At 33.1% G+C, this 24047-nt stretch carries 25 protein-coding genes and 1 tRNA gene; 17 read left to right on the top strand and 9 right to left on the bottom strand.

The annotated features are described in order from the left end of the window. The first annotated feature begins 2 nt into the window (after positions 1-2). The 10 genes from mraY (at position 3) to LG651_RS07455 (ending at position 11219) form a co-directional block, all read left to right on the top strand. A complete protein-coding gene (mraY, locus tag LG651_RS07410; RefSeq protein WP_226695498.1) occupies positions 3-1244 on the top strand; it encodes a phospho-N-acetylmuramoyl-pentapeptide-transferase in 1242 nt (413 codons plus the stop codon). Between the two features lie 55 nt (positions 1245-1299). Beyond that, positions 1300-2637: a UDP-N-acetylmuramoyl-L-alanine--D-glutamate ligase gene (gene murD, locus LG651_RS07415; RefSeq protein ID WP_226695499.1), complete on the top strand. Its 1338-nt coding sequence runs from the start codon at positions 1300-1302 to the stop codon at positions 2635-2637. Between the two features lie 104 nt (positions 2638-2741). Then, on the top strand, positions 2742-3935 hold the full coding sequence (locus LG651_RS07420; protein ID WP_226695500.1) for an FtsW/RodA/SpoVE family cell cycle protein: 1194 nt from the start codon (positions 2742-2744) through the stop codon (positions 3933-3935). A 30-nt stretch (positions 3936-3965) separates the two neighbouring features. Further along, positions 3966-5069 (top strand): undecaprenyldiphospho-muramoylpentapeptide beta-N-acetylglucosaminyltransferase, encoded by a 1104-nt coding sequence (murG, locus tag LG651_RS07425; protein WP_226695501.1) that lies wholly within the window; start codon positions 3966-3968, stop codon positions 5067-5069. Beyond that, the gene (murC, locus tag LG651_RS07430; protein WP_226695502.1) at positions 5069-6415 is read left to right on the top strand and encodes a UDP-N-acetylmuramate--L-alanine ligase; all 1347 of its coding nucleotides are present in this window, start codon (positions 5069-5071) and stop codon (positions 6413-6415) included. Before murG ends, murC begins: the two co-directional genes overlap by 1 nt. A 16-nt stretch (positions 6416-6431) precedes the next feature. After that, on the top strand, positions 6432-7124 hold the full coding sequence (locus LG651_RS07435) for a cell division protein FtsQ/DivIB (protein ID WP_226695503.1): 693 nt from the start codon (positions 6432-6434) through the stop codon (positions 7122-7124). Between the two features lie 57 nt (positions 7125-7181). Further along, positions 7182-8510, top strand: coding sequence for a cell division protein FtsA (gene ftsA / locus LG651_RS07440; protein WP_226695609.1), 1329 nt, complete (start codon positions 7182-7184; stop codon positions 8508-8510). Between the two features lie 55 nt (positions 8511-8565). Further along, a complete protein-coding gene (gene ftsZ / locus LG651_RS07445; protein ID WP_226695504.1) occupies positions 8566-10551 on the top strand; it encodes a cell division protein FtsZ in 1986 nt (661 codons plus the stop codon). 123 nt (positions 10552-10674) lie between these two features. Next, positions 10675-11124, top strand: a complete 450-nt coding sequence (locus tag LG651_RS07450; RefSeq protein ID WP_226695505.1) for a GatB/YqeY domain-containing protein — start codon at positions 10675-10677, stop codon at positions 11122-11124. Positions 11125-11145: 21 nt separating this feature from the next. Continuing rightward, positions 11146-11219, top strand: a tRNA-Arg gene (locus tag LG651_RS07455). A gap of 261 nt (positions 11220-11480) precedes the next feature. Here the strand turns inward: LG651_RS07455 and LG651_RS07460 are convergent. From LG651_RS07460 to LG651_RS07470, 3 genes are read right to left on the bottom strand one after another with little or no spacing between them, the layout of a single operon-like run. Continuing rightward, positions 11481-11684 (bottom strand): hypothetical protein, encoded by a 204-nt coding sequence (locus tag LG651_RS07460; RefSeq protein WP_044627581.1) that lies wholly within the window; start codon positions 11682-11684, stop codon positions 11481-11483. Positions 11685-11686: 2 nt separating this feature from the next. Continuing rightward, the gene (locus LG651_RS07465; RefSeq protein WP_226695506.1) at positions 11687-12034 is read right to left on the bottom strand and encodes a hypothetical protein; all 348 of its coding nucleotides are present in this window, start codon (positions 12032-12034) and stop codon (positions 11687-11689) included. A gap of 1 nt (position 12035) precedes the next feature. Further along, the gene (locus tag LG651_RS07470) at positions 12036-12362 is read right to left on the bottom strand and encodes a YtxH domain-containing protein (RefSeq protein WP_226695507.1); all 327 of its coding nucleotides are present in this window, start codon (positions 12360-12362) and stop codon (positions 12036-12038) included. 175 nt (positions 12363-12537) lie between these two features. Here LG651_RS07470 and LG651_RS07475 point away from each other — a divergent pair, with 175 nt between their 5' ends. The 3 genes from LG651_RS07475 to LG651_RS07485 all read left to right on the top strand — a co-directional run bounded on the left by LG651_RS07475 (position 12538) and on the right by LG651_RS07485 (position 16410). After that, positions 12538-13902 carry an NAD-dependent succinate-semialdehyde dehydrogenase gene (locus LG651_RS07475; RefSeq protein WP_226695508.1) on the top strand — a complete coding sequence of 455 codons (1365 nt, stop codon included), beginning with the start codon at positions 12538-12540 and terminating at the stop codon, positions 13900-13902. Positions 13903-14004: 102 nt separating this feature from the next. Continuing rightward, on the top strand, positions 14005-14841 hold the full coding sequence (locus LG651_RS07480; RefSeq protein WP_226695509.1) for a zinc-dependent peptidase: 837 nt from the start codon (positions 14005-14007) through the stop codon (positions 14839-14841). 186 nt (positions 14842-15027) lie between these two features. Beyond that, a complete protein-coding gene (locus tag LG651_RS07485; RefSeq protein WP_226695510.1) occupies positions 15028-16410 on the top strand; it encodes a glycoside hydrolase family 71/99-like protein in 1383 nt (460 codons plus the stop codon). On the opposite strand, the gene rpe is transcribed toward LG651_RS07485, so the two are convergent. The 5 genes from rpe to LG651_RS07510 form a co-directional block, all read right to left on the bottom strand. Beyond that, positions 16405-17067, bottom strand: a complete 663-nt coding sequence (gene rpe, locus LG651_RS07490) for a ribulose-phosphate 3-epimerase (RefSeq protein WP_226695511.1) — start codon at positions 17065-17067, stop codon at positions 16405-16407. The two genes, LG651_RS07485 and rpe, sit on opposite strands and share 6 nt — an antisense overlap. Before the next feature lie 36 nt (positions 17068-17103). After that, entirely contained in the window at positions 17104-17514 is a 411-nt protein-coding gene (locus LG651_RS07495) for a BLUF domain-containing protein (protein ID WP_226695512.1), read from the bottom strand. Between the two features lie 263 nt (positions 17515-17777). Then, the gene (locus tag LG651_RS07500) at positions 17778-18641 is read right to left on the bottom strand and encodes a sigma-70 family RNA polymerase sigma factor (RefSeq protein WP_019387909.1); all 864 of its coding nucleotides are present in this window, start codon (positions 18639-18641) and stop codon (positions 17778-17780) included. Between the two features lie 260 nt (positions 18642-18901). After that, positions 18902-19276: a hypothetical protein gene (locus tag LG651_RS07505; protein WP_226695513.1), complete on the bottom strand. Its 375-nt coding sequence runs from the start codon at positions 19274-19276 to the stop codon at positions 18902-18904. A 65-nt stretch (positions 19277-19341) separates the two neighbouring features. Then, a complete protein-coding gene (locus LG651_RS07510) occupies positions 19342-20688 on the bottom strand; it encodes a glycosyltransferase (RefSeq protein ID WP_394371661.1) in 1347 nt (448 codons plus the stop codon). 475 nt (positions 20689-21163) lie between these two features. Here LG651_RS07510 and LG651_RS07515 point away from each other — a divergent pair, with 475 nt between their 5' ends. The 4 genes from LG651_RS07515 to proB are packed head-to-tail and all read left to right on the top strand — an operon-like array spanning position 21164 to position 23434. Further along, complete coding sequence (locus LG651_RS07515) at positions 21164-21601, top strand: GNAT family N-acetyltransferase (protein ID WP_226695515.1); 438 nt, start codon at positions 21164-21166, stop codon at positions 21599-21601. Positions 21602-21629: 28 nt separating this feature from the next. Further along, positions 21630-21821: a hypothetical protein gene (locus LG651_RS07520; protein WP_226695516.1), complete on the top strand. Its 192-nt coding sequence runs from the start codon at positions 21630-21632 to the stop codon at positions 21819-21821. A gap of 1 nt (position 21822) precedes the next feature. Continuing rightward, a complete protein-coding gene (proC, locus tag LG651_RS07525) occupies positions 21823-22662 on the top strand; it encodes a pyrroline-5-carboxylate reductase (protein ID WP_226695610.1) in 840 nt (279 codons plus the stop codon). Between the two features lies 1 nt (position 22663). Beyond that, positions 22664-23434, top strand: a complete 771-nt coding sequence (proB, locus tag LG651_RS07530; protein ID WP_226695517.1) for a glutamate 5-kinase — start codon at positions 22664-22666, stop codon at positions 23432-23434. A 5-nt stretch (positions 23435-23439) separates the two neighbouring features. Here proB and LG651_RS07535 read toward each other — a convergent pair whose 3' ends face one another. Then, entirely contained in the window at positions 23440-24039 is a 600-nt protein-coding gene (locus LG651_RS07535; RefSeq protein ID WP_226695518.1) for a YdeI/OmpD-associated family protein, read from the bottom strand. Between the last annotated feature and the right edge of the window lie 8 nt (positions 24040-24047).

Here is a 24047-nt window from a genome sequence, read left to right on the forward strand (position 1 = left end):
GAATGTTATACTACTTATTTGAATATTTAGAAAAACAGTTTCAGTTTCCTGGAGCCACGCTTTTTGGGTTTTTAACCTTTAGAGCGGCTTTAGCTATGATTTTGTCTTTATTAATATCAACTATCTATGGTAAGCGCATCATTGGTTTTTTACAAAAAAAGCAAATGGGAGAAACCATTCGCGATTTAGGTTTAGCGGGTCAAGCAGAAAAGGCAGGTACGCCAACCATGGGTGGAATCATTATTATAATTGCCACTTTAATACCGGTATTGCTTATTGCTAAACTTGAGAATGTTTACATCATTCTATTAATTGTTACTACGCTCTGGATGGGAGTTATTGGTTTTGTAGACGATTATATTAAAAAGTTTAAAAACGATAAAGAAGGCTTAAAAGGTAAGTTTAAAGTAATGGGGCAAGTTGGTCTGGGTGTTATTGTAGGAGCTACATTATACTTTAGCCCTGCGGTTACTATGAAAGAAAAGCTGCCTGTAGAACAACAACAAGTGCTGTTGGCAGAAAACCCTGAAATAGCACCATCAAAATTATTTAAGCCAGAAGAAAAATCAACAAAAACTACAATTCCATTTTTTAAAGGAAATGAGTTTGATTATGCCGATTTAATTACATGGATTAGTCCGAGTCTTGAAAAATACGCTTGGATCATTTTTATAATAGTCGCCATTTTTATAATTACGGCGGTTTCAAACGGTGCAAATTTAACCGATGGTATTGATGGTTTAGCGGCAGGAACTTCGGCTATAATTGTTCTGGTGCTAGGTATTTTCGCTTGGATCTCTAGTAACATCATATTTTCAGAGTACTTAAATATAATGTACATCCCAAGGGTGGAAGAAATCACCATTTATACCACAGCTTTTGTTGGAGCTTTAATCGGATTTTTATGGTACAATACTTATCCTGCGCAAGTATTCATGGGAGATACGGGTAGTTTAACCATAGGTGGTATTATTGCTGTAATTGCTATTGCAGTTCGTAAGGAATGGTTAATTCCTGTGTTGTGTGGCATCTTTTTAGCCGAAAATTTATCTGTGGTTATGCAGGTAAGTTGGTTTAAATATACAAAGAAAAAATATGGAGAAGGTCGTCGCATTTTCAAAATGTCGCCTCTACATCATCATTATCAAAAATTAGGATATCACGAAAGTAAAATAGTAACACGATTTTGGATTGTGGGTATTTTGTTAGCTATTCTTTCAATAGTAACCTTAAAAATCAGATAAAATGTCACACTGAGCGCAGTCGAAGTGTTTCAAGTATTTAAAAAGTAAAAATTGAATGAAAAAACAAAAGCTTGTAATTCTTGGAGGAGGAGAAAGTGGAGTTGGAACTGCACTTTTAGGAAAGGCAAAAGGTTACGATGTTTTTGTTTCAGATAAAGGAAAAATTAAAGAAAACTATAAAGAAGTTCTTATACATAATGAGATTGAATGGGAAGATGAGCAGCATAGCGAATCTAAAATTTTAGATGCCGATGTGGTTATGAAAAGTCCAGGAATTCCAGATAAAGTGGCTTTGGTAAAACAAATTCGTGAAAAGGGGATACCTGTGGTTTCTGAAATTGAATTTGCATCAAAATTTACAAATGCTACAATTGTTGGAATTACCGGGAGTAACGGTAAAACTACTACGGCAAGTTTAACGCATCATATTTTAAAACAAGAATTAAATGTGGGGCTTGCTGGAAATATTGGCGACAGTTTTGCTAAACAGATTTTAGAAGAGGATTTTGATAATTACGTGCTGGAAATAAGTAGTTTTCAGTTAGATGATATCAAAGATTTTAAACCGAAAATTGCTGTGATAACCAATATAACACCCGATCATTTAGATCGATATGATTATAAGTTTGAAAACTACATTGCTTCAAAATTTAAAATAGCAATGAATCAAACAAAAGATGATTATTTGATTTATGATGCCGATGATGAAGTTATTACGAATCATTTAAAAAACAACCCAGTTCAATCAACATTATTGCCATTTTCATTAACTAAAACTATAGAGAACGGCGCGTATTTAAAGGACGATAACATAATAATAACAATAGAAAAAAACCAGATAATTATGCCGACATCAAGCTTGACATTAGAGGGGAAGCACAATGTAAAGAACGCTATGGCGTCTTCAACAGTTGCTCATTTATTAAAAATTAGAAAACAAACTATTCGTGAGAGTTTAGAGAATTTTCAGGGTGTCGAGCATCGCTTAGAGGAGGTGCTAAAAATTAATAAAGTAAAATACATTAACGACTCTAAAGCAACCAATGTAAATGCAACATATTTTGCTTTAGAAAGTATGGATGCACCAACCGTTTGGATTGTTGGTGGTGTAGATAAAGGAAATAATTACCAAGAGTTATTTCGATTTGTGAACGAAAAAGTAAAGGCTATTATTTGTTTAGGTGTAGATAATAAAAAGTTGTTTGAGGCTTTTGGTAATATGGTTGATGTTATTGTTGAAACTCAATTTATGAGCGAAGCTGTAAAAATTGCTTATAAAGTGGCAGAATCTGGAGATAATGTATTGTTATCGCCTGCATGTGCAAGTTTCGATTTGTTTGAAAATTACGAAGATAGAGGGCGTCAATTTAAAAACGCTGTAAGAAATTTATAAACCTAGTGTGTCACACTGAGCGCAGTCGAAGTGTTTATAGGTTAAAAAATGAAAATAAGAAAAAAATAAAACAAAAGTTCTTTTTAAGAAGGAAGAAATAAAGAATGCAAGCACTATTTAAAAACATAAAAGGAGATAGGTTAATATGGGCAATTATTGCGCTGTTGGCTATTTTGTCGTTTTTACCAGTGTATAGTGCTGCGAGTAATTTGGCTTATAAAAGTGGCGGAAATACGTTTGCCTTTTTTGTAAAACACTTTATGCACTTGTTTTTTGGTTTTGTTATAATGTTTGGTGTGCATAAAATACCTTATCGATATTTTAGAGGGTTGTCCTTAATTATGATACCGGTGGTGTTGGTGCTTTTAGCTATTACCATGCTTCAAGGAACAACTATAGAAGGGGCAAACGCTAGCCGATGGATACAAATACCATTTGTGGGTATGTCTTTTCAAACATCAACGCTGGCGTCCGTTGTGTTAATGGTTTATGTGTCCAGGTACATGTCTAAAATTAAAGATAAAAATGTAACTTTTAAAGAAACTATTTTACCGCTTTGGTTAGTGGTTTTCTTAATACTTATATTAATTTTGCCAGCGAATTTTTCAACAGCAGCTATTATGTTTTTAATGGTATTGATGTTGGTTTTCTTAGGAGGTTATCCAATAAAGTATTTGGCTGTAATTGTGGGTTCTGGGTTGTTGGTTTTAACGATTTTTGTGCTAGCAGCAAAAGCATTTCCCGATGCTATGCCCAACCGTGTTGATACATGGATGGGGCGTATTGAAAGTTTTTCGAATCCAGAAGATACAGAATCCGATTATCAAATTGAGAAGGCAAAAATAGCTATAGCAACGGGCGGTATACAAGGTGTTGGTCCTGGAAAAAGTATGCAAAAAAACTTTTTACCACAATCTTCATCCGATTTTATTTTTGCCATCATTATTGAGGAATATGGTTTAATAGGTGGTTTTACAATCATGATTTTGTATTTGTGGTTGTTGTTCAGAATTGTAATTGTGGCACAAAAATCTGATACTATTTTTGGAAAGTTATTAGCGCTAGGTGTGGGGTTGCCCATTGTTTTTCAGGCTTTAATAAACATGGCAGTTGCAGTAGAATTGTTTCCGGTTACGGGGCAAACGTTACCATTAATAAGTAGTGGTGGTACCTCTATTTGGATGACGTGTTTAGCGCTTGGTATTATTTTAAGCGTTAGTGCTAAAAGAGAAGAGATAAAAGAACAAGAAAATATAGAAGATAATCCTTTAGAGGTTTTAAGTGAAGCGCTCGATTAAAGTTTTAAAAGATTAAATAATCACAAATTGGTGACAAAAAAAGAAACATATAAAATTATTTTATCCGGAGGTGGTACAGGGGGGCATATTTATCCTGCTGTAGCCATTGCTAACGAGTTAAAATCACGTTACCCAAATGCTGAATTTTTGTTTGTAGGCGCTAAGGATAGAATGGAAATGGAAAAAGTGCCGCAAGCAGGATATAATATTGAAGGCTTGTGGATTTCTGGTATTCAGCGTAAGTTGACATTGAAGAATGCCATGTTCCCAATAAAATTGGTTAGTAGTTTGTGGAAAGCTCGTAAAATTGTACGTGCCTTTAAACCTGACTTTGCCATTGGTACAGGCGGTTTTGCGAGTGGTCCGCTGCTTCATGTCGCAGCTTCAAAAGGTATTCCAACTTTAATACAAGAACAAAATTCATTTCCCGGTATCACAAATAAATTGTTAGCTAAAAAAGTTAATAAAATATGTGTGGCTTATGATGGTTTAGAGCGTTTTTTTCCAAAAGATAAAATTGTAAAAACAGGAAACCCGGTTCGTAAGGGGCTTTTAAATATAGAAGATAAAACTGTTGAAGCTAAAAACTTCTTCAATTTAAAACATGGTAAAAATACACTTTTAGTTATAGGTGGAAGTCTGGGGTCAAGACGTATTAATCAATTAATTGAAAAGGAATTAGACTTTCTTGATATGCAAAATGTCCAGATTATCTGGCAATGTGGTAAGTTGTATTATCAGCAGTATAAAATTTATAACAATACAAAAAACGTACAAGTTTACGAGTTTTTAAATAATATGGATTTTGCTTACGCTGCCGCAGATATTATAGTGTCTCGTGCGGGAGCAAGTTCGGTTTCCGAATTATGTATTGTTGGTAAGCCGGTGATATTTATACCGTCTCCAAATGTGGCCGAAGACCATCAAACTAAAAACGCTATGGCGATTGTGGAGAAGGATGCAGCGTTATTAATTAAAGAAGAAGATTTAGATGCCGACTTTCAAAATAAATTTTCACAATTGGTGTCTTCTTCAGAAAAGCAAAAAGCTTTAGGGACAAATATTAAAAAATTAGCATTGGTAAATGCAACAAACGATATTGTAAAAGAGGTTGAAAACCTATTAAAAAAGTAATGAATTTAAGTAACATACATACTGTTTATTTTGTTGGCATTGGCGGCATAGGCATGAGTGCTTTAGCGCGTTATTTTCATGCTAATAATAAAGAGGTTGTAGGTTACGATAAAACTGAAACCGAAATAACTAAGAGTTTAGAAGCTTTAGGTGTAAAAGTTCATTATAACGACGATGCATCTTATGCATCATCATTTAAAAATGAAGACACCTTAGTAGTCTACACGCCTGCTATTCCTAAAGTTCATGGAGAATTAAATTATTTTTTTGATAATGATTTTCAGGTTTTAAAGCGTTCTCAAGTGCTAGGTTTAATAACCGAAAATACATTTTGTTTAGCCGTAGCAGGAACACATGGTAAAACAACAACAACCAGTATTTTAGGGCATTTAATGCATGAATGTAATGTGCCTTTAACAGCGTTTTTGGGTGGGATTACAGAGAATTATAACTCAAATTTAATTTTAAAAGGCAATGAAGTTTCGGTAGTTGAAGCCGATGAGTTCGATAGATCATTTTTAACTCTATCACCAAATTTAGCCTGTATAACATCCATGGATGCCGATCATTTAGATATTTATGGAAGTAAAGATGAATTAACAAAATCGTTTGAAGATTTTACTAAACAGTTAAAGTCTAATGGTAAATTATTTGTAAAGAATGGTTTGCCTTTAAAGGGAATAACTTACGGAATTGAAGATGATGCTGACTATTCTGTACAAAATATAAAAATAGAAAAAGGTGTTTATGTTTTTGATGTTAAAACACCAGAAACAGTACTTGAAAATTTACAATTTAACCTACCTGGGAGACATAATTTGTCGAATGCTTTGATAGCCTTGGCGATGTCTGTAGAGTATGGGTGCCCTCACCAGCAGCTCGCCAAAGCATTAGCATCTTATAAAGGGGTTAAGCGTAGATTTTCATATCATATAAAAACAGATGATTTGGTTTTTATAGATGATTATGCACATCATCCTGAAGAAATAAATGCGGTACACCAAGCGGTAAGAGAAATGTATCCTAATAAAAAAGTTTTGGCAATTTTTCAGCCACATTTGTTTAGTAGAACTCAGGATTTTGCTGACGAGTTTGCAATTAGTTTAGCGAAATTCGATGCTTTGTTTTTGTTAGATATTTACCCGGCCAGAGAATTGCCTATTAAAGGTGTAAACTCAAGTTGGTTGTTAAGCAAAATAGATAATAACAATAAAAAACTAGTTAGTAAAGAAAATCTAATAAACGAAATTAAATCAACTCAAGCCGATATAGTTTTAACTATTGGAGCAGGAGATATAGGAGCGGAAGTAGAACACATAAAAAACGCGTTACAGGTTGCAAATTAAGTGGTATCACATAAAAATGGTTTTGTTACTAGGTTTAATTTCCTTTTTGTTTGCCTTTGCTTCAGGTAGGAATGCAAAGCGCAATGTTGGAACCCCAAAAATTAATTTTTTAGGAGAGAATAACCTCTTTATAACCAGTGATAATGTTAGTAAATTGTTAATACAAAATTATGGAAGCGTTTCAAACATAGCTAAAGAAACTTTAGATTTGAATGTGTTGGAAAATGCACTTAAATCTAACGCCATGATAAAAAATGCCGAAGTGTATTTGTCTGTTAATGGTACACTTAATGCCGATGTTGAGCAGAAAACGCCAATTGCAAGGGTGAATACAACAGCATCTTATTATATCGATGCAGATGGTCAATATATGCCTTTGTCAAGTAATTTTTCGGCTAGAGTTCCATTGGTTACTGGTTATGTAGAAAAAAATAATTTAAAAAGCGTTTATAAAGTCGCTCAAAAAGTAATAAACGATGATTTTTTAAAAACTCATGTTTTCGAAATTCATCAAGACCAAAATCGTAAACTTTACCTAAAATTACGCCAATGTAGTTTTATGGTAAAATTGGGAGATGTTAGTTTTATTGATAAAAAAGTAAATAACCTAAAAGCATTTTATAAAAAAAGCTCAAAAGAAAAAACACTTAACCAATATAGTGTTGTGAATTTGCAGTTTGAAAACCAAGTAATTTGTACCAAAATTTAAGCCATGGAAAATTATCGAACAGCTGGATTAAATAAAGGCGAAACACATAAGGAAGAGATGGAGCAAAATATAGCCGTTGGATTAGATATCGGAACCACAAAAATTGTGGCCATGATTGGTCGTAAAAACGAATATGGCAAACTTGAAATATTAGGTATTGGTAAATCTAAAAGTTTAGGTGTACATCGTGGTGTGGTAAACAATATTACCCAAACCATACAGTCTATACAACAAGCCGTACAACAGGCCGAGGCTGCTGCCAATGTTAAAATAGACGATGTAACAGTTGGTATTGCAGGACAGCATATTCGCAGTTTACAACACAGCGATTATATTACTCGCACCACATCAGATACGGTTATTGATGATGATGATATAGATAGGTTAATAAACCAAGTGCACAAATTGGTAATGTTACCTGGTGAAGAAATTATACACGTATTACCACAAGAATATAAAGTAGATGGTCAAGGTGAAATACGCGAACCAATAGGTATGTATGGTGGCAGGCTTGAAGCTAATTTTCATGTTGTTGTTGGTCAAGTATCTTCTATTAGAAATATTGGGAGATGTGTGCAAAGTGCTGGTTTAAATCTAGAAGGCATTACTCTAGAACCATTAGCATCTGCAAATGCTGTATTAAGTCAAGAAGAAAAAGAGGCTGGTGTAGCATTAATTGATATAGGTGGTGGTACAACAGACTTAGCCATATTTCGCGACGGAATAATAAGGCATACAGCTGTTATTCCTTTTGGTGGAAATGTAATTACAGAAGATATAAAAGAAGGCTGTTCAATAATTGAAAAGCAGGCGGAATTATTAAAGATAAAATTTGGTTCTGCATGGCCAGGAGAAAATAAAGACAATGAAATTGTTTCTATTCCAGGATTAAGCGGAAGAGAACCAAAAGAAATTACTTTAAAAAACCTCTCTAAAATTATTAATGCGCGAATGGTTGAAATCGTTGAGCAGGTTTTTGCCGAAATTAAAAATTACGGTCACGAAGTACAAAAGAAAAAACTTATTGCAGGTATAGTGTTAACTGGTGGCGGTAGCCAACTAAAACATTTAAAGCAATTGGTAGAGTATATTACAGGAATGGATACGCGTATAGGCTATCCAAACGAACATTTAGCAGGCAACAGTGAAGACGATTTAACAAGTCCGTTGTATGCTACAGCAGTAGGTTTAGTGTTAGATGGTTTAAAACGTCAAGAGCGTAAAAAGAACGAATTCCGTCAAAGTGAAATAGTTGAAGAAGAGAATATAGAAACAACAGAAGAAACTCAAGAAGAGGAAGAACAAGTAACGCCACCAAAAGAACGCTTGTCATTTCTAGATAAGTTAACCCAAAGGGTAAAAGACTTTCTAGACAATGCCGAATAAAAATAATCCAAAGAATTAAAAATATTTAAGTACAAAACCCCGAAAACAGAATTTTATGAGCAGTAACAAAGAATTCGAAAGCATTTCATTCGATTTACCAAAAAACCAATCCAATGTTATTAAGGTAATTGGTGTTGGTGGTGGTGGTAGCAATGCTATTAACCACATGTTCCAGCAAGGTATTAAAGGTGTCGATTTTTACATTTGTAATACAGATTCGCAAGCCCTTCAAAATAGTGGAGTTCCTAACAAAATTCAATTAGGTGTAAACCTTACCGAAGGTTTAGGTGCCGGTGCAAACCCAGAAATTGGAGAGCAAGCAGCCATTGAAAGTTTTGATGATATAACAACCATGCTCGATACTAATACTAAAATGGTATTTATTACAGCTGGTATGGGCGGCGGTACGGGTACAGGTGCAGCACCAATTATAGCTAAAATGGCTAAAGATTTAGATATTTTAACTGTTGGTATTGTAACTATGCCGTTTCAGTTCGAAGGAAGAATGCGTATAGAGCAATCGCAAAAAGGTATCGAGAAATTACGAGATGTAGTAGATTCTTTAATTGTAATAAATAATAATAAACTACGTGAAGTTTACGGAAACTTAGGTTTTAAAGCTGGTTTCTCTAAAGCAGACGAAGTATTAGCCACAGCTGCTCGTGGTATTGCCGAAGTAATTACACATCACTATACTCAAAATATCGATTTACGCGATGCTAAAACGGTATTAAGTAATAGTGGTACCGCTATAATGGGATCATCTTTAGCTTCAGGTCAAAATCGTGCTCAAGATGCTATTCGAAAAGCCTTAGATTCTCCGCTATTAAACGATAATAAAATTAGAGGGGCTAAAAATGTATTGTTGCTTATAGTTTCAGGTTCGCACGAAATTACCATTGACGAAATAGGTGAAATTAACGATCACATTCAAAACGAAGCCGGTCATGGCGCTAACATTATAATGGGTGTTGGTGAAGATGAGAGTTTGGAAGAATCAATCGCTGTAACTATTATAGCAACAGGTTTTGATGTAGAGCAACAAGACGAAATTTCTAACACAGAAACCAAACGCGTGGTGCACGATTTAGGAATTACTGCAGAAACCGAAACGAAAGAATCCGATCCTGTAATTATTGCTCCAGTAATTGAGCTAGAAGAAAAAAAGGAACCGCCAATTGTACGTCATACTTTAAATATAGAAGAAGAATCAAATGACTTGAGCGATCTGGAACAACGAATGATAAATAAGCAACAGCTTGTGGAACCGGTTATTGAAGTTGAAGAAGATTTTGACATTATTCCAACCTCGAATTTAATTAAAAATATTGATGTTGTTTACAATGAGGTTCAAGCTAACTTCGAGGATGAAGATTTCATTATTAAACCAGTAACCACCATGAAGGAAAGTGCGCTTGGTGAAGTGGTTGAAGACGAAGAAGAAAAGCAATTTACACTTACTTTCGATTTGCCTTTATTCGATAAAAAAGAAGTAGAGCCTGTTGAAGAAAAAACAATAGTTTCTCATCAATTAAATGAGGACGAGTTGAATAATATTGAGGTAGAATCGTACGAAGAAATTATTCCGGAAGTAAAACAAGATACTAAAGGAAATATTCGATACTCTTTAGATGATTTTAAAGAAGAAGAAAATGTTTCTGCAGGAAATACCGTAGCTAAAAAAGAACAGGTAGAGGTTGAAGATAAAGATGTGGTTTTCGAGAAAAAAGTAGTAAGTAAACCTGTTGAAGAAGTATCTAGACCCGAAGAAATTGACCCAATGAATACACCAATTTCTGAAGTTTTAAAAGATAGAGCTGCCGAACGTAGACGTATTATGAAAGACTTTAACCATAAATTTCATAATGGTAAAATTGATGATATTGAAAAAGTTCCAGCTTACAAACGTCAGGGTATCGATTTAAATGCGACCAAGTACTCATCTGAAACCAATATGTCTAGAACAAGTGTTGGTTTAGATGAAAATGATGACATTCAAATTAGAAAAAATAATTCATTCTTACATGATAATGTGGATTAATTTTTAATTTGATGTTAATTATGAACCCGAAATGTTTCTCTCACCATTTCGGGTTTTTCTTTAAGGTATTATTTCTTAAACCTACAGAATCTTAGTATATTCGCATTCCAAAAAAAGATTAGAATGAGTTTACAGAAACAGGTAATGACGGCGTTAAAGGACGCTATGAAATCTAAAGATCAAACAGCATTAACAGCATTAAGAGCTGTAAAGTCTGCAATTTTGTTGGCTCAAACCGAAAGCGGAGCTAAAGAAGAATTAACGGAAGAGCAAGAACTTAAATTATTACAAAAGCAGGTAAAACAAAGACGCGATAGTGCCGCGGTTTTTACAGAGCAAGGTCGTGCAGATCTAGCAGAACCTGAATTGGCAGAAGCTAAAGTAATAGAGCAATTTTTACCCGAAGCTTTGAGTGAAGAAGAAATAGAAAAAGTTGTGGTCGCAACTATAGAGCAAGTTGGAGCAGAAGGAATGAAGGATATGGGTAAAGTTATGGGCTTAGTAAGCAAAGAACTTGCAGGGCAAGCCGATGGCAAAACTATATCTAGCATAGTAAAAGCAAAATTAGCTTAAAAATACATTTTTAGGTAAAAAGGCCCCGTGGCGCAACTGAATAGCGCATCAGATTTCGGCTCTGAGGGTTGGGGGTTTGAATCCCTCCGGGGTCACGAATAAATAAAAAACTCCCACGTCAAATCAAGCTCGCTTGAATTTGTAAGTGGGAGTTTTTTTATTTTCAAAGCGGAGCTTTGAGGGAAATTTAATCCCGCTATATCAATTGTTAAATAAGTTATTAGTCACCAATTTCCTTGAATTTGTAAGTGGGAGTTTTATATATTCAAAGCTTAGCTTTGAAGGGATATTTAACTTCTTTAAAAAAAACAAAACGCCCAAATATTTTAATATTAGGGCGTTTTGTTTTTATTAAGTTACTTTATTATTTTTTTTACAAGCATCATAATGCTATATTTTTTTAAAATGCTAAATCCTGTTTGCATCCATTGGTAAGGTTGTAAAGTTTCTTTAAAATCGTTTTTGCAACCTTTTAATTCTTCCCATGCAATTTGTTTTTCAAGATCTAATTGTTTCAAGTGTCGTTTTATATCTGCTTCATTTTTGTATTGCTTTACCATAATTATTCAAAAAAAGTTTTAGATAGTGAGCGTATCACTATATTGTTTATAAAACCTCTAGCGAAATAAAATATAATAGATAATAATAAAAATACACCACCAACAATTAAGTAGCCTAAAGGCACGCTATTTAAAGCGTTACCAATAGCTACTGCTGCTGATATAGCTAAGAATAAAAATGCTACAAGAACCAAGGCTCCCATAAAAATAGTTTTAAATAGGAGACTCATAGATGAGGTTAGTTGTTGAAATACTTTTAACCTATAATATTCTTGCGATTTTTTTAAATATTCTTCGCCTTTATCTATGGCTTTATTTGAGGTTTCGTTTATATGTTCAAAAACCGACATATTACTTCTGTAATTGTTTGTTTTTAACTTTTAAATCTTTAAGCTTTTTCTCTAGCGTCGTAATTACATCTTCAGCTTTATAACTAGCATCAGAAACTACATGCTCTAATTGGGCATCTAAAGTTGCTTTTTTGGTAGTTAATGTGCTTGCTACTTGATTTTTTAAATCTTCGGCTGTCGAGGCTATATTATCCTTGGCTGCTTCAGCTTCTTCTCTTAATTTTTTTCTTGTATTGGTTCCTTTATCTGGAGCAAAAAGAATTCCTAATGTGGCACCTATAGCTCCACCTAATAAAAGTCCTAATGCAGAATTTGTGTTGTTACTCATAATCTTGTTTTTTTTAATGATTAAACTTTAATTTTTCAACTATTATAATTTATCATTATTTACGTAAAAACACTCTTAAAGAAGTTACAATGTTTTAATAAACTTATGTTAAACAGTCTTTTATAATATGGACTTTAAAGCATTATGTGTAATTTCAAATAAAAACAGTACGACTATGAAAAATAAAATTGAAACTATAAATCCGTATAACCAAGAACCTTTACAAACCTATAAATATCAAACTAAAAATGAAATTGACGGTATTTTAAAACAGGCAGCTTCAGCTTTTGAAGATTGGCGGAATATAAAGATTAAAGAACGGCTAAAGTTATTGGAAAATTTAGCGAACTTAATGGAAGATAATAAAGAAAAGTACGCTAAATTAATGACTGCAGAAATGGGAAAACCTATTAGCCAAAGTATCGCAGAAATTGAAAAATGTGTTTGGTTGTGTGATTTTTACATAACCAATGCCGAAGGGTTTTTAGCAGACAGTATAATTGAAACAGATGCTCACGAAAGTTTTATAAGTTACGATCCTTTAGGGGCAGTTTTGGCTGTTATGCCCTGGAATTATCCGTTTTGGCAAGTCATGCGTTTCGCCATTCCGTCACTCACGGCCGGTAATGTTGGGCTATTAAAACATGCTTCTAGCGTATCGGGAACAGCTATTGCAATTCAAGAGTTATTTGAGGAGGCCGGTTATCCAAAAGGGTGTTTTCAAACCTTATTAATAGGTCATGAGTTAATTGAAGATATTATAGCTAGCGACACTGTAAAAGCGGTTACACTTACAGGAAGTGAAGCAGCAGGAAGAAGTGTAGCAGCCATTGCTGGTAAAAATTTAAAGAAAACAGTTCTAGAGTTGGGCGGAAATAATGCATGTGTGGTTTTTGATGATGCTAATTTGGATGAACATTTAGAAACCATGGTAAAGGCCAGAATGCAAAATACTGGGCAAAGTTGTATTGCAGCCAAGCGTTTTATAGTATCCGAAGGCATTTACGATGAATTTTTAGAGCGTTTTACTAGAAGTGTTTTAGAGCTTAATTCTGGTAACCCTGAAGATAACGACGTTTTTATGGGAGTTATGGCTAGAGAGGATTTAGCTGAAGAATTAGAAGAGCAAGTTAACCAATCTGTAAAAATGGGAGCCAAAATTATAACCGGGAACAAACGCCATAAAGCTTATTTTGAGCCTACTATTGTAACAGAAGTAACTACCGATATGCCTGTTTTTAAAGAAGAGACTTTTGGGCCAGTAGCTGCAATTATTAAAGCAAAAAATAATGAAGAAGCCATTGCATTGGCTGCCAACTCAAGGTTTGGCTTAGGTACCATGATTTTTACAGAAAATATAGATAGCGTTTATAAAGAAATAGGAAATATACCCGATGGCGCTTTGTTTGTAAACGATATGGTGAAATCTGACCCAAGATTGCCCTTTGGAGGTACTAAAGCCTCAGGCTATGGTAGAGAATTATCTAAAGAAGGTATCATGGAGTTTGTTAATGTAAAAACAGTGTACATTAAAAAATAGTATAACCAAAAAAAGGTTTTTCTACTATTTTAATTTCTTAAGTTTTTAATAGAAATTAGTAACTGCTAAAAGTGTTTTTATATTTTAGTGGTTTTAGTTTATATGGATTTAGAAAAGTTAAATATTGGGGTTATAATTCTTATTTTTTTTATAGCTTTTTTATTATTTAAAATATTTAGTTTTTCCTTTAAGTTATTGGAAACGGCTTATGTTATTAAATTTAGAAAACCATTTTACAATCATTTATACTTACGATTAAAACGGTTAAAACCAGAAGAAAAGTTAATTTTAAAAAATAATTTTTCATTTTATAAACGATTAAATAAAAAAGAGCAGCGTTATTTTGAGCATCGTTTACATAAATTTTTGGACGAAAAAGATTTTGTAGGACGAGACGATTTGATAATTACTACCGAAATGCGTGTGTTAATTTCCGCTACAGCTGTAATGTTAACTTTTGGCTTTCGCGATTTTTATATCGACATTATTTCTCGTATCGTTGTTTATCCTAAAATATTTTATTCCACGAGTAACAAAACTTATAATAAAGGAGAATTTAATCCTAGACTAAAGTCGCTTGTGTTGTCTTGGGAAGATTTTAAAAAAGGCTACGCCGTTAATAATGATAATTTAAATTTAGGGATACACGAGTTTACTCATGCCATACAAATAAATAGTTTAAAATCCAGAGATGTAAGTTCTGTAATATTTACCGATTCGTTTTCTGAATTATCAAAGCTTTTAAATACAAATCAGCATTTAAAAAATAAATTAATGGCATCAAATTACTTCAGAAAATATGCGTTTACCAATCAGTTTGAATTTTTAGCAGTAGCCATTGAAACGTTTATAGAAACTCCAGGAGCGTTTAAAAGCCAATTTCCAGAAGTGTATTATAAAATTAAGCAGATGCTAAATTTTAATATTGCAGGATATTAATTTACCTCAAACATTACGCTTTTTTATTTAGATTATGCGGGTTTTAAATACAAGTTTATGGACAAAACACAATAAAAATCCGATTAAATGTTGTTTTTATCTGTTTAAATTAAATTTTTGAAGGAAAAATATTAAAATTCATTGGTTGTTTTGTAAATTTAGGTTCTAACCTAAACTACCATAAGTATGACCAACCAAATAAAAAGGGTAGCAAAATTTGCAAGTTTGCTTTTGCTAACTCAATTTTTTTCTTGCGAAATTGACACATTACCCCAAAATATAGAAAGTATTGATCAAGAGGATGTATTTTTTAAACCAATTGTAAAAGAGGTTTATAACGACTCTATTTTGCAACAAGTTTTACAGGAAGAATTAAATTTAATACAAAACACAGCTCTAAATAAAAGTTTTAAAAAATCTGCAGACCGAGGAATGCAAATAGATAAAACTAACCCTAAGAAAGTTTATGTGCATTATATGCCTTGGTTTCAATCGAAAGATTACGACGGCTATTGGGGCCAACATTGGACCATGACAAACAAAAATCCAGATGTTTTTGATGGTAATGGTTTTCGCGAAATAGCCTCTTATTATAACCCGTTAATTGGTCCTTATGCCTCATCCGACCCAGATTTACAGGAATATCATTTTTTATTGATGAAACTTTCTGGAATAGATGGTGTTATTTTCGATTGGTACGGCAGTCGTGATATTCACGATTATGGTTTAATTAAACATGCTACAGAAACCTTTATTCCTAAACTTGAAAATATCGATTTACAATTTTCTATAATGTATGAAGATCGTGTAACGCACATGCAACCCACAAAAACACCGGTTGAGGTTGCCGAAGCGGATTTTACCTATATTCGCGACGAGTATTTTACGAGCTCTAATTATATGACTCAAAATGGTTCTAAATTACTATCCATATTTGGCCCACATTATATAACCACAGAAAGCGAATGGAATACCGTTTATAACAATGTTTTTACAAGCTCAGATCAACCAGCATTAATATCGCTTTGGGCAACAAAACATGCATTAGGAAGCTATTTTAAAGGCGAATTTTTATGGGTGTCACCAGATCATTTGGGTGCACAAGATTATTACTATAATACCTATGCTAATGCTAACGATATTACAATAGGTTCAACTTACCCGGGGTTTAAAAGTTTTTATGCCGAAGGTGGATGGAGCGATGGCGTAAACGAATGGGAATTACCTTTAAATGATGGCTTAACTTTTATTGAAACTTTAAATAATTCTACTCACCAAGTTGCCGATTTTATACAAATGATTACTTGGAACGATTTTGGAGAAGGTACCATGATAGAACCAACACAACAGTTTGGGTACAATTATCTTACTATGCTACAAGAATATACTGGAGTTTCCTACACCGAAGAAGATTTGGCTACAGTAACCGAGCTTTACAGGGCCAGAAAAAAATATGCGAATAACTTTGAAGTTCAACAAATGTTAGATAATAGTTATATTTATATGAAACAGCTAAAAATAAACCGAGTAGATCGTGTTCTTGCTGCAATAAATAGGTATTATTTATAAATTAGCTTTTTCTTTCAGCTCTAAAATAGTTTTGGCAGGAAATTCACTATTAAAAACAAAGCTTCCGGCAATTAAAACATCAGCGCCTGCTGCTATAAGTAGCTGTGCGTTGTTAGCGTTTACTCCACCATCAATTTCAATAAGAGTAGAGGCGTTTTTATCATTAATAAGCTGTTTTAGCTTTTTTATTTTATGGTAGGTGTTTTCAATAAAGGTTTGTCCGCCAAAGCCTGGATTAACGCTCATTAATAATACAACATCAACGTCATTAATAATATCTTCTAAAACATTAATATTGGTATGAGGGTTCAACGCTACTCCGGCCTTCATACCTTCAGCTTTTATACTTTGAACAGTACGATGCAAGTGTGTACAAGCTTCATAATGAACAGTGAGTACATGGCTTCCTAAATCGGCAAATGTTTTAATGTATTTGTCAGGATTTACAATCATTAAATGTACATCCAAAGTTTTGGTAGCGTGTTTGTTTATAGCTTTTAAAACGGGCATGCCAAAAGATATGTTTGGTACAAAAACGCCATCCATAACATCAATGTGAAACCAGTCGGCTTCACTGTTATTTACCATTTCTATATCGCGTTGTAAATTGCCAAAATCGGCAGCCAGTAAAGATGGAGCTATTAATTTATTAGACATTTTAATAAGTTATTCTTTATTGCAAAGCTAATATTTTTATTGAACAGCTTCTAAAAGCTCTTCAACAATTTCTAAAAAAAGTGTACTATTTTCTGCTTGTAAAGAATTTAGCTTTAAAAGATAATCATGAAGTTCATATATGGATTCTGAGTCTTCTATAACGGTATATCCTGCCTTAAAGTTACTAAAGCTTCGACTAGATATAGAGCCATTAACTAGCTGAATAATATTATTGTGTCTAGAATCGTTTGTGATTTTTTTAAATAATTGATTAATTAAATTAGAATCTCCTTCAATTATTTGAAAAAAAATATCTTTATTTTTTACTAATACTCCAGTTATATTGTGTTTAAAATTATTGCTAAGGGTTTCTTTAAATACCATTTCAGTAGAAAGAATACTTAAGCCTGATTTTACCTTACTCTTATAAGCAATTGTTCTTAGCATAAAGTAAAGTTAGTGTATTTTAATTTAATTTGTAAGAAAAATTATAAAAATTTTAACAATTTATTTACATAGTTTAATTATTGATGGTTGATTGTGTTTGTTTAATTGACTTTTAGCAATAGTAAAAAACACTTAAATACTATTGTTTTGTAAAAAATAAACCCGCGGTAATCAGCCGCGGGTTCTTTCATCAATCAAAAAACGAACAGTTATGTTTAAACTGTTGTTACCTTAATTTAGACGTAAATTTTATAAAAAACTTACTATCCTAAATATGTTTTTAATATTTTACTTCTAGACGTATGTTTTAATCTACGAATAGCTTTTTCTTTTATTTGGCGTACACGCTCACGAGTTAAATCGAAAGTTTCTCCAATTTCTTCAAGAGTCATTGGGTGTTGGTTGCCTAAGCCAAAGTATAAACGAATAACATCTGCTTCACGAGGTGTTAAAGTTTCAAGGGCACGTTCAATTTCCGTACGTAACGATTCGTGTAATAATTCTTTATCTGGGTTTGGAGACTCTCCAGAGTTTAATACATCGTAAAGGTTAGAGTCTTCACCTTCAACTAAAGGCGCATCCATACTTACATGACGACCAGAATTCTTCATCGATTCTTTAACGTCGTTAATAGTCATGTCTAACTCTTTAGCAATTTCTTCCGCAGAAGGCGGACGCTCATGGCTTTGCTCTAAAAACGCAAATGTTTTATTAATTTTATTAATAGAACCAATTTTGTTTAACGGTAAACGCACAATACGCGATTGCTCTGCTAATGCCTGTAAAATCGACTGGCGAATCCACCATACAGCATAAGATATAAACTTAAAACCACGAGTTTCATCAAAACGCTGTGCTGCTTTAATTAATCCTAAGTTTCCTTCGTTAATTAAATCAGGTAAAGTTAAGCCTTGGTTTTGGTATTGTTTAGCTACAGATACCACAAAACGTAAGTTAGCTTTCGTTAACTTTTCTAAAGCAATTTGGTCTCCGGCTTTAATGCGTTGTGCTAATTCTACTTCTTCATCGGCAGTAATTAAGTCTACCTTCCCAATTTCCTGTAGATATTTATCTAACGAAGCGGTTTCTCTATTGGTTACCTGCTTCGTAATTTTAAGTTGTCTCATCTAAAAATTTCCTGTAATTTAATTGTGAATATTAGGGCATTCAGTAGTTATACGCACAAACATTAAAAAATGTTACAAAAAAATAAAAATAATTATTGGGCATTACCTATTTAAAGCTTTTTGGGCTTTAAATACGTCACGCTATACGCTATATCTTTTTTATAAAACTAAAAGTGTAATTTGTTACCTATAAACAAATTACACTTTTAGTTTTATAAAAAAGGATGCCGCTTCTATCGTTAATGCATGCGTAAAAATATTTAAATTTTTATTAAATGCTTATGGTTTAAATTTACAGCATCTAGCATATCTTGTGTGAATTTGTAATGTCCTCGTGCTGTAATTAATCTAAATCTTGAGGATTTTAAATTACTAAGGGCGTTTAAAAATAACCATTTCGATTTTAGTAATTTGGGTTTTTCCGATTTTAAACTAATATCAAAATAATATTTTCTGCCTTCTTTCGTGGCAACTACATCTGGAGTTATACTAATGTCACTTCCAGATTTCGAATAAGACTTCGGTGTTTCATAGCCTTCAATATCAGCTTTTATATTTTCAAAACCATGGTTTTCTAAATAGGAAATCGACTCTTCTAAAATGTCGGAGTATTTTGCTTTGTCTTCGTAAATCATAGCATATAAAATATAACTTATATCCTTATTTTCAAGTTTTTAACACGTTTTAACGTTTTTAAAAACTATTTTTTCTCTGCTAAACCTCGTGTTAACCAACCACTTCTGCTGGCTGTTGCAATTGCGTAAGGCGTAATCCAAAATAGTGCAAAGGTGTAAATTATACTATAAGTGTATGCCCAAACAGCTTCTTTAATTTTGTATCGATGCGAATAGAACGCTACCGAAAACGTTGATGTTATTAAAATACTCACTAATGTAGAACCTAAAAATAACAGCGGGTGTACGAGTACAAAAAATAACATAAAAACTAAAAAAGGATAGCTCATTATTAATCTAGCCGATTGGTCTATAAATAATAGTCGAGTACCTAGTTTATGACCGCTTCTAAAGTTTTTAAATACATATTTTCCCATGGCAATATTTTCTCTAACATTACTTCTAGCCCAACGAATAAACATTTTGTATAAGCCCGTATATCTATCTGGTACATTGGTGTAGGCAACGGCATTTCGTTGAAATAAAACATGCTTTCCTTGCTTTAAAATCATGTTTGTTAAAGCACGATCTTCACCAATATCCGATGGTTGCCCCATAAAAGTTTGATTTATCCATTCTGGTAAACAATTGTGCACAACATCGCTTCGGTAAGCGGCTAATGCGCCTGGTGTACATAATACAGATTTTAAGCTACTTTCTGCAGATCGAACAAATTCAAAACTCATAACAAAACTAACGTCTAGCATTTTTGGTAGTAATTCTGTTTTGTTATTAAGTACTCTAATATTTCCTGCTACTGCACCGCAGTCTTCATTTTCTACAAATGGACTCACTAAATTTTTTATGGTGTTAGGCTCTACAATCGAGTCACTGTCTACAGTAACATAAATTGTACCTGTTCCAATATTAAATCCTCGGTATAAAGCATGGCGTTTACCTTTGTTTTTTGGTTGTTGTAGTATGTTTAATTTGCCCCCTAAGTCTTCTTTTGCTTTTAACATCCATTGCCAAGTATCGTCTAAACTACCATCATCAATGGCCAGTAACTCAAGTTTTTGCTCTGGATAATCGCTTTTCGATAAACTAATTAAGGTGTCGTAAACTAGTTTGCCTTCGTTGTAAGCAGGCACAATTACGGTACAATTGGGTAAATCGTTATTGGAAACCGAATTAACAGGTTTATATTTAAAATATTTGTAGCACATAAAAAGAAAAAATCCCACTCTGTAAATAAATAAAGAGCCGGCCGCTATAAAAAAGACAAGTCCTAACGTTGTAGCACGATTATCTGCATTAAATTGTTTAAAATCGATTTGGAAATAACTAAAAAAGTAAATTCCTAAAAGTAAAAGTAAGAAGGTGCCAATTAAGGTGATTCGATTTTCTGGACTTTTTGAATTACCAGATCCCATTATAAATAAGTTAGTTTTGTTGCGTAAATTTTTAAAAGGATTAATTAAGTATTTTTTAACTTGCATGAAATGTTTTGTTTTTGAGGTTTTGTTGATATACGAAGCTTCTTAAATAAATAGATTTTTGTTAAGTGGGATTTAACATAGGTTTTAACTTTTAGTAAATAACTTAAAATTAAATTAGGTTTATCTTAACATCACTAATTTGACTTTAGGATACTTGTTTTGTAAATTTGCAGCATGGGAATAAAATTGCACGAAAAGCAAAATAAAAGAATCTTTAACTTTAACTTTCTGGTTTTTAGAACGCAATCAGATAAATTTATCCCGCCAGCTTTATAATTTATTCTTCTTTTTTAAGAGCTCCCATTAAGCGCTTTAACCTTTGGTTATCGAGCTGTGTTCCCTTGTTTTAATATTACAAATTATCTCACTTTAGTATTGTTTTGAAATACTGCAGTGATTCACTTTTTTTATGACTATAAAAACATTTGATGCTTTTTCTAGGCTATCATTTAACGATATCAATAGAATAGCCCATTTTTTATATACATACTCTGGAAGGTTTAGAGACACTAAGCGTGCCATTAAAAAGTCCATTTTATATGCTACAAAAGAAATTTCTGGTTTAGGTGGTTATGTGTTTGTAATTGAAGAAAAAAATGAAATTCAAGGAGCTATCGTAATAAATAGAACTGGAATGAATGAATATATTCCCGAAAACATTCTGGTTTATATTGCTGTAAAAGAAGACAAAAGAGGTAAAGGCTTAGGCGATGCATTGTTAAAACACGCAAAGTTTTATTGTAAAGGCGATATAGCCATACATATAAATGTAAATAATCCGGCAATTTCGCTTTTTGAAAAACACGGGTTTAAAAAAAATAACTTAGAAATGCGATTAACCAGATAAGTATTTCAAAATAAAACATAAAATATAAATGAAAATTTTTCAAGTAAAAAGAAAAACAACTTACGAGAAACTACATACCATCCAAATGGGCGAATTAACCACACAAGTAACTAGTATTAAAAGATGCTTGTTTGGCTTGCCTATAAAAACCTTGTATAAATATCGCCAAACTTATTATGGCGAAGTAAAGGAAACTAAAGATTGTATGCTGTTTATATAGAATTGTAAATTTAAAAACAACAAATACATACACAATGAAAGTATTAGTAATTGGAGCAGGAAACATGGGGCTAACTTACGCCGAAGGCATGTCTAAATCAAAACTTCTTAAACGCAAGAATATTATGGTTTTAGATAAATCTGAAGAAAAGTTAGAAGCACTAAATCAAATAGATCATTTTGATGCTTTTAGCGATTTAAAAGATTGCGTACCCGAAGCAGATATTATTTTTGTAGCAGTAAAACCCTATCATGCCGAAGCTTTATTTAAAACTATAAAGCCTATGGTAAATAGCCAACAAATCGTAATATCTATTATGGCAGGAGTTACCATTGCTTCAATAAAAGAGCACACTGGTTTACACAAAATAGTAAGAGCAATGCCAAATTTACCGGCAAAAATAGGTAAAGGTTTAACGTCTTACGTTATATCTCCAGAAGTGTCACGAATAGAAATGTTAACTGTAGAAAGTTTATTAGATACCACCGGGAAATCTTTACAAGTAAGCAACGAAATGCGTATTGATGCTTCTACCGGAATAAGCGGTAGCGGACCAGCGTACGTGTTTTACTTTATGCAAAGTATGATGGAAGCTGCTATGCAAATGGGCTTTTCAAAAAACGAATCTACCGTATTGGTGAGTCAGACATTTTCTGGTGCGGTTGAGCTTTTTAAGCAATCGAACTTATCGCCAAATTCTTGGATGGAGCGCGTAGCCTCAAAAGGAGGAACAACACGAGCAGCTTTAGACTCGATGGAAGATAACAATGTAAACGAATTAATAAAAGAAGCCGCTTTCGCTGCGTTTAACAGGGCAGTAGAACTTGGTAAAGAACATTAAAATGTATAAAGAAAGAATTGTAATAAAAGTTGGTACAAATGTAATGACCAACAAAGATAATCGAATTATAAAACCTGTTTTAGAAGGTCTTGTAAAGCAAATAGCAGAACTATACGAACGGGATATTATTTGTGTTTTAGTATCCTCTGGTTCTGTAATAGCAGGAAAAGAGGTTTTAGGGAAGTCTAAAATTGAAGATAGAACCCAACGCAGACAAGTTTACTCTGCAATTGGGCAACCAAGAATGATGCGACTTTACTATGGTATTTTTCATGATTATGGTATGAAGTGTGCCCAAGTTTTACCAACAAAAAACGATTTTAAAGCTGGTGTACATCGCGAAAACATGAGAAGCTGTTACGAAGGTTTACTCTCGGAAGGCGTAATTCCTGTAGCTAATGAGGACGATGCTGTTTCTGTTACAAACTCTATGTTTAGCGATAATGATGAACTTGCAAGTTTAATTGCTGAATTAATTAATGCAGATAAATTAATTATTTTAACAGATATTGATGGACTTTACGATGGACACCCGGAAGAAGCTGATAGCGATGTGATTAGAACAGTAAATCCCAACGAAAATCTTGCAAAATACATTAAGGATAGCGGAAAAACCGAAGGCGAAGGTCGTGGCGGTATGGGATCAAAATTAGGTTTTGCACAAAAAACTGCAGCTAAAAATATTCCAACATTTATAGCAAATGGTAAAAACCCAAATACAATTATCGATATTATTGAAGGAAAATCTATTGGTACAAAAGTAGCTTTATAGCTGCTTTAGCAATTTTTGTATTTATCATGTAAACCTATGTTATTTAATATCATAGGTTTTATTTTTTCTAATCGGGTTTGTTTGGTAGCTTCTCGTTTGGCGCTTTCAATATATTCGCAGTATTCTCGTTGTTTGCCAGGTGTTAAGTTTTTAAATGCAGCGTTTAGTTTGTCGCTATTGGTTAATTCGGTTTTTAATTCAATAGGAATTGTTACAGTTTTACCTTTGCGCTCAGGTTTAATTTCTTTACCTAATTTTTGGTTTTCAATAGCTTCTTTTACATAATCCAGAACCAGGTTTTTGCTTATGTCTTCAACGGTTTCAAAACGCATTTGTCGTAGTGCTTTTGTTTTGTTTTCTTGCGCATTAATCAAAATTTTTGCTTCATCTTTTAAAAATACACCATTAAAAAACCAAATACCAAAATGGTTTTTAAAAGCGCCTAAACCAATAACATTTTTGCCATTTACCGTGTAAACAGGAGCACTCCATTTAATGGTTTCTTCAACTTCGGTAGATAAAATAAGGGTTCTTAAAAGCGTTAATGCTTCAGCGAAGTTTGGGTGATTTTCTATGTATTCCTCTACAGATGTTGGTTTTTTCATACTAACAA

This window comes from Neotamlana sargassicola (assembly GCF_020523965.1).
In the GTDB taxonomy this organism is placed as follows: Bacteria; Bacteroidota; Bacteroidia; order Flavobacteriales; family Flavobacteriaceae; genus Neotamlana; species Neotamlana sargassicola.